Annotated in this window: 13 protein-coding genes; 11 read left to right on the forward strand and 2 right to left on the reverse strand. The window is 41.2% G+C overall.

Features of this window, described 5'->3' with window-relative positions; translation table 11 throughout:
- Positions 1-359: 359 nt before the first annotated feature.
- Positions 360-1,016 (reverse strand): flagellar basal body P-ring formation chaperone FlgA, encoded by a 657-nt coding sequence (gene flgA / locus ACYUCW_RS03915; RefSeq protein WP_004243539.1) that lies wholly within the window; start codon positions 1,014-1,016, stop codon positions 360-362.
- Positions 1,017-1,225: 209 nt separating this feature from the next.
- Between flgA and flgB the strand changes: the two genes are divergently transcribed.
- From flgB to flgL, 11 genes are all read left to right on the forward strand, one after another.
- On the forward strand, positions 1,226-1,639 hold the full coding sequence (gene flgB, locus ACYUCW_RS03920; protein WP_004243538.1) for a flagellar basal body rod protein FlgB: 414 nt from the start codon (positions 1,226-1,228) through the stop codon (positions 1,637-1,639).
- 5 nt (positions 1,640-1,644) lie between these two features.
- A complete protein-coding gene (flgC, locus tag ACYUCW_RS03925) occupies positions 1,645-2,049 on the forward strand; it encodes a flagellar basal body rod protein FlgC (protein WP_004243537.1) in 405 nt (134 codons plus the stop codon).
- A 12-nt stretch (positions 2,050-2,061) separates the two neighbouring features.
- Complete coding sequence (locus ACYUCW_RS03930) at positions 2,062-2,862, forward strand: flagellar hook assembly protein FlgD (protein WP_036918557.1); 801 nt, start codon at positions 2,062-2,064, stop codon at positions 2,860-2,862.
- A gap of 28 nt (positions 2,863-2,890) precedes the next feature.
- Positions 2,891-4,111 (forward strand): flagellar hook protein FlgE, encoded by a 1,221-nt coding sequence (gene flgE, locus ACYUCW_RS03935; protein WP_004243535.1) that lies wholly within the window; start codon positions 2,891-2,893, stop codon positions 4,109-4,111.
- A gap of 21 nt (positions 4,112-4,132) precedes the next feature.
- A complete protein-coding gene (locus tag ACYUCW_RS03940; RefSeq protein ID WP_004248338.1) occupies positions 4,133-4,888 on the forward strand; it encodes a flagellar basal body rod protein FlgF in 756 nt (251 codons plus the stop codon).
- 19 nt (positions 4,889-4,907) lie between these two features.
- Positions 4,908-5,690 carry a flagellar basal-body rod protein FlgG gene (flgG, locus tag ACYUCW_RS03945; protein WP_460408222.1) on the forward strand — a complete coding sequence of 261 codons (783 nt, stop codon included), beginning with the start codon at positions 4,908-4,910 and terminating at the stop codon, positions 5,688-5,690.
- A 62-nt stretch (positions 5,691-5,752) separates the two neighbouring features.
- Positions 5,753-6,496 carry a flagellar basal body L-ring protein FlgH gene (locus tag ACYUCW_RS03950; protein WP_004243532.1) on the forward strand — a complete coding sequence of 248 codons (744 nt, stop codon included), beginning with the start codon at positions 5,753-5,755 and terminating at the stop codon, positions 6,494-6,496.
- A gap of 14 nt (positions 6,497-6,510) precedes the next feature.
- Positions 6,511-7,617: a flagellar basal body P-ring protein FlgI gene (locus tag ACYUCW_RS03955; protein WP_460408223.1), complete on the forward strand. Its 1,107-nt coding sequence runs from the start codon at positions 6,511-6,513 to the stop codon at positions 7,615-7,617.
- Positions 7,617-8,603, forward strand: a complete 987-nt coding sequence (flgJ, locus tag ACYUCW_RS03960) for a flagellar assembly peptidoglycan hydrolase FlgJ (RefSeq protein WP_004243530.1) — start codon at positions 7,617-7,619, stop codon at positions 8,601-8,603. The genes ACYUCW_RS03955 and flgJ overlap by 1 nt, the downstream gene beginning before the upstream one ends.
- Positions 8,604-8,721: 118 nt before the next feature.
- Entirely contained in the window at positions 8,722-10,365 is a 1,644-nt protein-coding gene (flgK, locus tag ACYUCW_RS03965; RefSeq protein ID WP_460408224.1) for a flagellar hook-associated protein FlgK, read from the forward strand.
- Between the two features lie 25 nt (positions 10,366-10,390).
- Positions 10,391-11,335, forward strand: a complete 945-nt coding sequence (flgL, locus tag ACYUCW_RS03970) for a flagellar hook-associated protein FlgL (RefSeq protein ID WP_163748510.1) — start codon at positions 10,391-10,393, stop codon at positions 11,333-11,335.
- A gap of 312 nt (positions 11,336-11,647) precedes the next feature.
- Here the strand turns inward: flgL and fliR are convergent, their stop codons facing one another.
- Positions 11,648-12,430 (reverse strand): flagellar biosynthetic protein FliR, encoded by a 783-nt coding sequence (gene fliR, locus ACYUCW_RS03975; RefSeq protein ID WP_004243525.1) that lies wholly within the window; start codon positions 12,428-12,430, stop codon positions 11,648-11,650.
- Position 12,431: the final 1 nt, after the last annotated feature.

A 12,431-nucleotide genomic window follows, 5' to 3' on the forward strand; every position in this document is an offset into this window, starting at 1 on the left:
GCTCCTAGCAACTCATTCGCTTGCCGCCTAGCTACAACTTGAATTATTTAGAGTATTTTCTCGTCATACTTCAAGCTGTAGCGTTGTTGGCATCACTCATTCGCACTAGTCACATACTTATGTATGCTCCTAGCAACTCATTCGCTTGCCGCCTAGTTATAACTTGAATTATTTAGAGTATTTTCTCGTCGTACTTCAAGCTGTAGCGTACTCATTAGCACTAGTCTACAAGCAGCGTTTTTATTCAACTTATAGTGCAAGAGAGTTTACCTTGCCTTGCTATCATTAAAACGGTTAACAAGTCATTTAATATAGGCTTATTCTGCTTATCGTTACCTTTAATTGTTATCTTTAATGTATTACAAGGGGATACGTACAGAGCCATTTTCCAGCGCTTCACCAGTAATAATTTGCCCTGATTTGACCCGTATACGAATACTTTCATTGGCAACGGCATTGTTAATCGCTTTTCCTTCATAACGGATTTGAAAGTGATCACCTTGTGCAAAAACCGTTACAGTCTGCCCCGCTAAAATGGCCCAAGGGCGACGAACCATAGTTGATGTTATTGGTTTTTCGGTCGCAATATGGCGCATAGCAATGGCATTTTTAATAAAAACAGCATCTCTTAACACGTCATAAGGTAGCTTTTCTAAATCTCCTTTTATGATCTTAATCGAAGATTTTGTTATTACATCATCACGATTAATCTCTTTTTTAGCGACTAAATATTGTCCATAAACACTCACATCTACTTGTATAAAACGACGTTGATTATCGCACTGAATGGGGATAGAAAGACGTCCCCAATTGCGAGAGCCTGCATGCTGTAGGATTTCTTGTTGTTGGCAATGTGGCCATTTATCCTCTGGGGTTAAAACGGTTACGGTGACTTTATCGTCTTTGTGGTGGCGCGTTTGGAAAAATTGCTGTAGCGCTTCGGGTAGGGGATTGGCTATACCGCTATTTACTATAAAGAAAAAAGAAATAACACCGATAAACGTTCTAACAGACATAGTTTGTATCACCTTATAAAGTTTATGCTAATGGTGTGGTTAAACTTATTTAGCCAAAATAGTGTACATCCTCTTCACATACCTTAAACGCATAAATAGCAATTCAATTTACCCCTATTCCTCCAATCATCTTTTTTTTGAGCGTTTATTCTGTTAACTGAAATTGTTTTATCAGCTGAGGTGAGTGGTTTAGCCACCAAGGATAGAAGATGCTCGATAAATTAGAAAATACGTTTCATTTTCAACAAGAAGCGCTTTCACTACGTAATAAACGCCAAGAAATTTTGGCGGCAAATATTGCTAATGCTGATACGCCAGGCTTCCAAGCTCGGGATATTGATTTCGCGGCTGAGTTGAAAAAAACCATGGAAAACGGGCGTACTGGTAGTCATGGATTGCAACTGACAATGACATCAGAACGCCATATTCCTATTAAGCCGGGTTATCGCTTAGAGGCTGATTTGCTTTATCGGGTTCCTCATCAAACATCGATGGATGGTAACACGGTCGATATGGATATGGAACGGAGTAATTTTGCCGATAATAGCGTTAAATATCAGGCAGATGTGACATTTATTAACTCTCAAGTTAAAAGCATGATGGCTGTATTGCAACAAGGATAAAGAGTATGTCTTTATTTAGTATTTTCGATATTTCAGGTTCTGCACTTTCAGCACAATCACAACGTTTAAACGTCAGTGCAAGTAATATGGCCAACGTAGATAGCGTTGTGGGGCCTGATGGTGAACCTTACCGTGCAAAACAAGTGGTTTTCCAAGTGAATGCGCCAGCGGGTCAAGATATTGGTGGTGTTCATGTTACGCAAGTAGTGGATGATCCGACACCCTTTCGTATGGAATATCAGCCAGGAAATCCATTTGCAGATGAAAAAGGCTATGTGCGTAAGCCTAATGTCGATGTAGTCGGTGAAATGATCAACACCATTTCGGCGTCAAGAAGTTATCAGGCTAACGTTGAAGTGATGAATACAGCGAAATCGCTGATGCAAAAAACGTTAATGATAGGTCAATAGGGAGAATAAATTGTGGGTATTTCTGCCTCAATGAATGAACCTACTGATAATACCATTATCGGGGAAGCGCCTTCATCCTACCACACTAAAAAAGGGGGGAGTGATGATATTAAAGGTAATTTCCTGACGTTGCTTATCACGCAGATGCAAAACCAAGATCCCACCAATCCAATGCAGAATAATGAGTTAACGTCACAGTTAGCACAGATTTCTACGGTTGAAGGGATAGAGACGCTAAATAAAACAGTCAATACCATTGTTGGGCAAATTGACCAAAGTCAGGCATTACGTGCGACCTCATTGGTTAATCATATGGTGATGATTGCCGGTAATGAAATCAGCGTTGATAAGATTAATAATGGTGAAAACGCTGGATCTGATACAGATAAAGATACAGATAAAGATACAACACCTGATACTAAATTAGGTAAGTTACGTGCATCTACTGATGCGACAGATAATGAAAATATCTTCTCCAGCGCTTTTGGTTTTGAATCCTTTAGTCCAATAGATACGCTTACAGTCAATATTACTGATAGTAGTGGGGCTAAAGTTCGCACGATCGAAATGAATTCAAAAATTCTGCCGGATGTTTATCACTTCTTTTGGGATTGCACTGATGATGATGGTAATAAAGTTCCTACTGGAAAATATCAATTTACAGTAAATGCCACATTTAATGATGCTCAAGTTCCAGTAAAAACACTTAAAAGTGCGATAGTCAATTCCGTTTCTATGAAAGAGGGAAAACCTCATCTTGATGTTGGCCTCGGTGTCATCGTTTCATTGGACGAAATTCGTAAAGTTTTTTAATCAACATTAATTCAATAATGGAGGGCGCATGTCCTTTTCTCAAGCAGTCAGTGGTTTAAATGCAGCAGCCGCTAATTTAGATACTATTGGTAATAATATCTCAAACTCTGCAACCTACGGTTTTAAGGGGGCAACAGTCTCTTTTGCCGATGTTTTTGCCGGCTCTGGTGCAGGGCTTGGTGTAAAAGTATCAGGCATTAGCCAAAACTTTAAAGATGGTAGTATCACGACTACTAACCGCCCAACCGATGTGGCGATTTCTGGTGGTGGTTTCTTCCGTATTGAAGATAGTAACGGTGGCGTTTTCTATTCACGTAATGGTGAATTTGGCAAAGATAAAAACGGCTATCTCACTAATATGCAAGGCATGCGTATTACAGGTTATCCAGTACAAAACGTAGACGGTAAAAATGTAGTACAAAAAGGGGCAACACCAACGCCTATCATTATTCCTACCGATATGATGAATGCAAGTGCAACCGATAAAATGGATATGACGGTTAACTTGAATTCAGCTGAAGAGGCTATCGATCAAACAACACATAAATTTGATCCCAAAGATAACGATTCTTATAACTTTAGTACTAACGTGACAACCTACGATAGCTTAGGTAATGAACATAACCTGAACTTATTCTTTGTTAAAACCAAAGATAACGAATGGAGTGTTTATGCTCAAGACACCACAACAGGTGAGCCAGCACAAGATCTGGGTAAATTAGTTTATAAGGATAACGGGGTACTAGATGAAACAGCACCTAAGCTGAAAAACTTTACTACCGTTGCTTATAAAGGTTCACAACCCATGGATATGGAAATGAACTTTAGTGGTAGTACGCAGCAAAAAGTCGCTGAATCAAGTGTCTCTAAACTCGCGCAAAATGGTTATCAAGCAGGGGAATTTACCAATTTCCGTATTGAGCCAGATGGTTCCATTATGGCGACCTACTCAAACCAACAAAGCCAAGTGGTTGGTCAAATCGCATTAGCTAACTTTGCCAATCCTGGTGGCTTAAGTTCACAAGGTGACAATATGTGGTCTGAAACCAATGGTTCAGGCTCACCCATTGTTGGTGTGGCAGGCTCTGGCGTATTCGGTAAATTAACCAACAATGCCTTAGAAGCCTCTAACGTAGATATGAGCCAAGAGTTAGTTAACATGATTGTTGCTCAACGTAACTATCAATCTAATGCGCAGACTATCAAAACTCAGGATCAGATCCTGCAAACACTAGTTAGCATGCGCTAATAACGCAGGAAATCATCTGTTATGGATCATGTGATTTATACCGCGATGGGCGGTGCCAGACACTCAATGGAAAACCAAGCTGTCGTGGCGAACAATTTAGCAAATGCATCAACACCAGGGTTTAAAGCGCAACTTAGTGCGATGCGAGCCGTACCTATCAATGGCGAAACCTTACCGACGCGTACACTTACCGTCGCGTCAACGCCCGGTAGTGATCAGCGTCAGGGAACGATGAATTACACCGGCAGACCGATGGACGTTGCTTTAAGTGATAATGGCTATTTGGCTGTTCAACTTGAAGATGGTACGCAAGCGTATACCCGAAACGGCAATATTGAGCGTAACGCTGATGGCATGTTGATGGTACAAGGGCGTCTTTTGATGGGCGATAATGGCGCAATTGAAGTGCCACCACAAGCGGAAATTAGCATTGCTAATAACGGCATTGTCACAGCTCATGTCCCTACCGATCCACCAAAAATGCTAGGGCAAATTGGTCGCCTAAAAATGGTGAAGCCAGAACAAAATGATTTGGTACGAGGCGATGATGGTCTATTTCACCTATCACCTCAAGGTACAGCACGAGTGGGTGAAACGTTACCTGCGGACGATAACGTCAAAGTCCTTGCTGGTGTATTAGAAGGTAGCAACGTCAATCCTGCTGAAGCTATGGTCGATATGATTGCCAATGCCCGCCGTTTCGAAATGCAAATGAAGGTAATCCACAGTGCAGATGATAATGCGCAGCGCGCTAACCAATTGCTATCAATGAGTTAAATAGTGTAAGGGGAAAACCATGATCCGTTCTTTATGGATTGCTAAAACAGGGTTGGATGCACAACAAACTAACATGGATGTGATTTCCAACAACCTCGCAAACGTCAGCACAAATGGTTTTAAACGCCAGCGTGCGGTTTTTGAGGATTTACTCTATCAAACTATTCGTCAACCGGGAGCGATGACATCCGAGCAGACGAATGCGCCTTCTGGTTTACAAATTGGTACTGGTGTTCGCCCAGTGGCGACAGAACGTTTACATAGCCAAGGTAATTTAGCCCAAACTAATGGTACGCGTGATGTTGCTATCAAAGGGCAAGGTTTTTTCCATGTTCAATTACCTGATGGTACGGATGCTTATACTCGTGATGGCTCTTTTCAAATGGACCAAAATGGGCAATTAGTGACCTCCAGTGGCTTTCAAATCGTCCCAGCGATTATTTTGCCAGAAACCGCTAAAAAGGTGATGGTAGGTCGTGATGGTATTGTCAGTGTGGAGATTGAAGGATCGCCTGCACCTCAACAAGTAGGACAATTAACCCTCACCACATTTATTAATGATAGCGGGTTAGAAAGTGTTGGGGAAAATCTGTACTTAGAAACAGCCAGCTCCGGAGCACCCACTGAGAATGCGCTGGGTATTAACGGTGCGGGCTTGTTATATCAGGGATATGTTGAAACCTCTAACGTTAATGTCGCGGAAGAATTGGTCAATATGATCCAGACTCAGCGTGCTTATGAAATTAATAGTAAAGCGATTTCAACTTCTGATCAGATGTTACAGAAACTCACGCAACTCTAATTTCGTTGATTCATTAGCCTGACAGAATTTCTGTCAGGCGTATTACTAAAAGAGTATCGAAGATGGATACAAAGGTCATTACTGACAATTCTGGGGCAAGCAAGCTTAGTGTCAGATGGCGTCGTCATCAACGTTTAGGTACCGCCCTGTTGGTACTGACACTAGCAGGGTGCGCTCAGATACCGAAAAAACCATTGGTTGAAGGACACACCACGGCAATACCTACTGCGCCTACCACACCAGCACCTAATGGCTCTATTTTTCAGGCTACTCAGCCGGTTTATTTTGGTTATCAGCCATTATTTGAAGATAGGCGACCGCGAAATATTGGCGATACATTGACTATCACCTTGCAAGAAAATGTCAGTGCCAGTAAAAACTCGTCGGCGAATGCCAGTCGCAATGGTAAAGCCGGTTTCCTTGCTTCTATCACACCAAGGTTCTTAGAAGGATTATTAGGGAATAGCCGTACTGATATGGGCATGGAAGGAAACAGTGAGTTCGGTGGTAAAGGTGGTGCTAATGCAAATAACACCTTTAAAGGCACCATTACGGTAACGGTTGATCAGTTATTGGCAAATGGCAATCTACACGTTGTGGGTGAAAAACAAATTGCGATAAACCAAGGTACTGAATTTATTCGATTTTCAGGCGTTGTGAATCCGCGCACTATCAGTGGCTCAAACACGGTCAATTCAACCCAAGTTGCTGATGCGCGTATTGAATATATCGGAGACGGTTATATTAATGAAGCGCAATCCATGGGATGGCTACAACGTTTCTTCTTAAATGTATCACCTTTTTAACGAGTAGGATCTAGATGAAAAAATTAGCGATTAGCCTTTTCTTTATCGTGATGACATGTGTCGGCTTTTCTGCCCATGCCGAACGGATCAGAGATCTTACTTCGGTTGAAGGGGTAAGAGAAAATGCGCTGATTGGTTATGGTTTGGTTGTCGGCCTCGATGGTACGGGTGACCAAACCATGCAAACACCTTTTACCACGCAAAGTCTAAATAACATGCTCTCACAATTGGGGATCACCGTACCTGCGGGCACCAATATGCAGTTAAAAAACGTCGCGGCAGTGATGGTGACAGCAAAACTACCTCCTTTTGGTCGTACTGGGCAATCTATCGATGTGGTTGTTTCTTCATTAGGTAATGCCAAAAGTTTACGAGGTGGTACGTTACTGATGACCCCACTTAAAGGGGTAGATAGTCAGGTTTATGCGGTAGCCCAAGGGAATATTATTGTCGGTGGCTCTGGTGCTTCTGCGGGGGGCAGCAGCGTAAAAGTCAATCAATTAGCGGGTGGACGTATTAGTAACGGTGCCATTATTGAGCGTGAGTTACCTTCTCAGTGTGGTCAAACGGGATTATTAAACTTACAGCTTAACGAAGAAAACTTCACGCTAGCACAAAGTATTGCTGATGCGATTAATAAACTACGAGGGGTAGGAACGGCTCTTCCTCTTGATGCCCGTACGGTGCAATTACGTGTGCCTCTTGGTAAAAGTGAACAAGTTCGTTTCTTAGCTGATGTGCAAAACCTTGAGGTAAAACGAGTTATTGCTGATGCTAAAGTGATTATCAATGCAAGAACAGGTTCCGTTGTAATGAACCGTGATGTGGTATTAGGTAGCTGTGCCATCGCACAAGGCAACTTATCTGTTACGGTAGATAGCCAAGTGAATGTGAGTCAACCGAATACCCCCTTTGCAGGTGGTAGTACAGTTGTGTCACGTAATACGAGTGTTAATGTCAATGAAAAGGGTGGTTCATTACAAAAAGTCAACGCCAGTGCTAGCCTCAATGAAGTGATCCGTTCACTCAATGCGCTAGGTGCGACCCCAACAGATCTCATGTCGATATTACAAGCGATGGAAAGTGCGGGTTGTTTACGGGCGAGATTGGAGATTATCTGATGAAAGAGTTATCTCTGCTTTCTTCAATGCCGAATATTTCAACGCCGGCATATGATAGTAACGCATTGAATAAACTTAAATATCAGGTTGGACAAAATGCCGATCAGCAAGGACTGCGCCAAGTGGCGCAGCAACTTGAGGGGGTTTTTGTGCAAATGATGTTAAAAAGTATGCGTGAAGCTATTCCACAAGAGAGTATGTTCAATTCAGAAAGCACTAAAATGTACACCTCTCTTTATGATCAGCAAATTGCTCAAGATTTATCCAAAAAAGGCTTGGGGTTTGCTGACATGATTGAAAAACAACTGTCAGCTAAAGTAACGATGGAACCGAGCGAACTGGCCGGTAAAACGCCGATGCCATTAGACAGCAGTGATATTTTTCAATCAATGCCAACACAAGCATTAGGCCAGCTCTATCGTGCGATGCAACCGTTACAAAATGCAGTTGAAAGTACGGTAGGCAAGTTAAAAGGATTGTCTGAAAGTAGCGCTTCTTTTGCCGCTAAATTGTTAGGGCCTGCTAAACAAGCGACACAAGGTACAGGTATTCATCATCTTTTAGTTGTAGCACAAGCGGCACTAGAATCTGGCTGGGGTAAACGAGAAATTTTAACGGGTGATGGAAAACCGAGCTACAACCTGTTTGGTATTAAAGCGGGGCGTTATTGGAAAGGGCCTGTCACTAATATTATGACAACGGAAGTGATTGACGGTAAATCAATCAAGATGCGTGATAATTTCCGTGTCTACGGCTCTTATGTGGAGGCTATCCAAGATTATCTAAGATTGCTTACGGAAAGCCCGCGCTATGCCAAAGTACCGCAAGCCAAAACACCAGAACAGGCTGCTTATCATATTCAAGAAGCCGGTTATGCAACCGATCCGGGGTATGCCAAAAAACTTGTTTCTATTATAGGGCAATTAAAGGGACAGGGTGAGCAAGTTGCGAAAACTTATACGCATGATTTAAGTGAACTCTTTTAACTATTCTCCCCTCAAGTTTAGAGGGGAATAACCGATAACAAATAGCAGAGCATCCATATCAATTGCCTAGTTATGCTCCGAACATACAGGAGATGACTAAACGTAAAAGGATAGACAAATGTCCAACAATTTAATTAATACAGCGATGAGCGGGCTTAATGCAGCACAAGCTGCGATGAGCACAATTAGTAATAATATCGCTAACCAAAAAGTAAATTGGTATAACCGTCAAATGACCGTATTTAATGAAAACGGTGGCACGATGACCAGTAATGGTTATATTGGAAATGGTGTTAATGTGAGTCGTGTTCATCGCGAATATAATGAGTTCCTTGCGGGGCAAATGAATCGTGCGGTAACAAAACAGAGTGCTTTAAATAGCTATAACAAAAATATCTCGCAAATAAATAATTTATTAGCGGATAAAGGCAATGATGTTTCCAGTGCAATTGATGACTTCTTTACCAGCTTACCTAATGTAACGAACAATGCGGAAGATAACCCAGCTCGTACCACCATACTGGGTAAAGCGGAAGCAATGGTGAATATGTTTAACAAAGCGGATCAATCATTACGCGATCTCGAAAAAGACATTAATAGCCAAGTCACTAATACCACTAAGAATATTAATGAATATTCCAAGCAGATAGCTAAATTAAATCAAGAAATTAGCCGCTCACAAGGTTTTAATGGTGCCGAGCCTAATGATCTGCTCGACCAACGCGACCGCTTAATTCAAGAGCTAAATACGCTAGTTGATGTACAAGTGACCCAACAAGATGGCGGGTTTGTTAATGTCAGCTTTGCCAATGGTCTTCCTCTTGTTGCGGGGACGCGCTCTTATGAAGTCTCTGCTATTCCTTCCAGTAAAAACAGTGAACGCCTTGTTGTTGGTTATAGCAACGGTATTGATGAAGTCCGTGAAGTTGATGCTAAACGTATTAATGGCGGTGAATTAGGTGGCGCTTACCGTAGCCGTAATGAAGTATTAGATGCCAGCCGAAATCAATTAAACCAATTAGCTTTAGTGTTGGGCGATCAATTTAATAAACAACATGAGCAAGGTTTTGATTTAAACGGCGATAAAGGTGATAAGTTCTTCAACCTAGGTGGGGCACATACCATGCCTAATGGTAAGAACAAAGGTGATGCGACTTTCGATGTCAAATACACTGACACAAGAGAAGTTAAAGCTGCGGATTATACGGTTAAGTATGAAGGTGGTAAATGGAATGTCACTGTAGAGCCGGGGAATCGTAAATTTACAGCAACACCTAATGCAACAACGGGTGAATTAGAATTCGAAGGAATGAGCATCAAAGTCAATGGAGCTGCACAAGAGGGCGATTCTATCGTTGTTCAATCTGTAGGCAACGTGATTGCAGGAATGAGTGTTGCAATCAGCGATCCAAGCAAAATAGCTGCCGCGGGTACAAAAGACTCTGGACCTAGTGATAATGAGAACATGAAAAAATTGTTCGAATTACCCGATGAAAAACTTATCGATGGTAAAGCAACAATTGCTGGTGGTTATGGCTCACTAATAAGTATGGTGGGTAATAAAGTGAATACTGCGCAAGTTGATTATGATGCGCAAAATGCGATCACCAGCAGTATTTTAACACAGCAACAATCGGTTTCAGGGGTCAACTTGGATGAAGAATACGGCGAAATGTATCGTATCCAAGAGTATTACATGGCAAATGCAAAAGTTATTCAAACTGCAAATACCATGTTTGATGCGATTATGCAGGTCTTATAAACCCTCTTTGATTAAGGAATAAATCGTGCGTTTAAGTTCAAATCAAATTTACACTCAGCGAGTGGATAATATTACTAGCTCGCAAAGTAGATGGATGACAGAAGGGAATAAAATTTCCAGTGGTCGACGTGTTGAAAAACCTTCTGATGATCCGATGGCGGCCTCACAAGCGGTAATGGTTAAGCAATCTGAAGCGCGTAATCAGCAATATGCGACAGCACGTGGATTTGCTAAAAACAGCATGTCATTGCAAATGAGCCTTTCAAGCCAAATGGTCAATATCACCACAAAAATTCAAGAAACATTAGTGGCTGCCGGTAATGATGGCGCATTAAGTGATGAAGATCGTGCCTCTCTCGCGGAACAATTAAGTGGTTTAAAAGATCAGTTAGTGGGGATTGGCAATACGAAAGATGGTGTTGGACGTTATGTTTTTGCTGGTTTCCAAACAGATAAACCACCTTTTGTTGCTGACAAAACGGGTAAAATCACCTACCAAGGTGGAGACAAGCAAATTACTCAAAAAGTTGATAGCAATATTGAAATGGTATCCAACTTTACAGGGATAGAAACGTTACAATCATCGGGAGGAAAAGGCACAGAGCCAGATATTTTTAATGCCTTAGATGAAGCCATCAGTGCACTACGTGAACCTCTAGTTGGAAAACCACAAGCTGATCGTGATGCTGCATTAGATAAGATTAATACGGCTAACCGTGTTAATCGCGCCACATTAAATAATATTTCTAGTGTGGAAGCTAAATTAGGTTTACAGCTTCAAGAACTTGAAAATTTGGATAGTTTAGGTGCCGATACCTCATTAAGAAATGCTAAACGCTTAAGTGAGTTACGTGACTTAGATTGGACACAAGCAATTTCAGATTATTATCAAGAAGAGTCGGTATTACAGGCATCTTATAAAGTCTTTAATGACATGAAAGAGATGTCGATGTTTAAGATGTATCGTTAATTTAGTCGTAATAGTAAATAGCATCTTATTCTATAAAATAAGCGATTATCCCTTGATATTTATCAGGGGATTTTTTTATCTGTAACGAATGAAGTCAGTACAAGGTTTATGCATGACTTTAGTCGCAGTAGCAGTAAGTGCCCGTGCTGATCCTTTAGCACGAATATTAAGTTATCTAGCTGACTTTATTCATCACTGGTTTATAGCAAATGATATATTAATTGTGGAATAAACAAAACAAGTGACAAAAAGCAGATTTAATTTAATTAGCCAATGGAAAAATAGATAACACAATCTCAATCATCAGGTTTTTCAAGAAACTAATTGCTGCAATATTAAGGTAATACGATTGAATGTATCGCTAAAGACACGCTCAGTAAACACAGGTAATGCCGGCATAATCAGTGATAACGCCAACATACCGATCGTGAGGGTAAGAGGGAAACCGACCACAAAAACAGAAAGCTGTGGTGTCATACGGTTTAAAATACCTAATGAAAGGTTGAGTACTAATAGTAGAGTAATTAATGGCATGGCTAACATCATCCCGTTAATAAATATAGTGCCACCACTTTGTACTAAAGTAAGGATACCCAATGAATTAAAGGTCTGATTTCCAATAGGAACAACATAGAAAGTATCTGCTAATACCGATAACAGCCATAAATGCCCATCAAACACCATAAAAAGCAACATGGTTAACATGTTAAAGATACGAGCAAGAATAGGCATATTCGGGCCACCTGAGGGATCGACGAAAGTCGCAAATGACAGCCCCATCTGTAAACCAATCACTTCTCCTGCATGACGTACAGAAGCAAAAGCTAACTGCATAGATAACCCTAAAATTGTGCCAATTAAAATTTGTTGGATCAGTACCCAAAAAGCCATGATAGAAAAGAGAGGTACTTGACTTTGCGGTAGCCCCGGTGCAATTAACGCCGTGGTTAAAAAGGCGAGTCCAATACGAAATTTTTTAGGTGTCTGTTTTTCACTAAACAAAGGCGCGGTACTAAAGAGTGCCAAAATACGCACAAATGGCCAGAAAAAATCACTGATGTAGCCATTAAGTATTTCACTGGTCAAGGTTATCATT

The sequence above is a fragment of the Proteus sp. MB838 genome, from assembly GCF_054767435.1.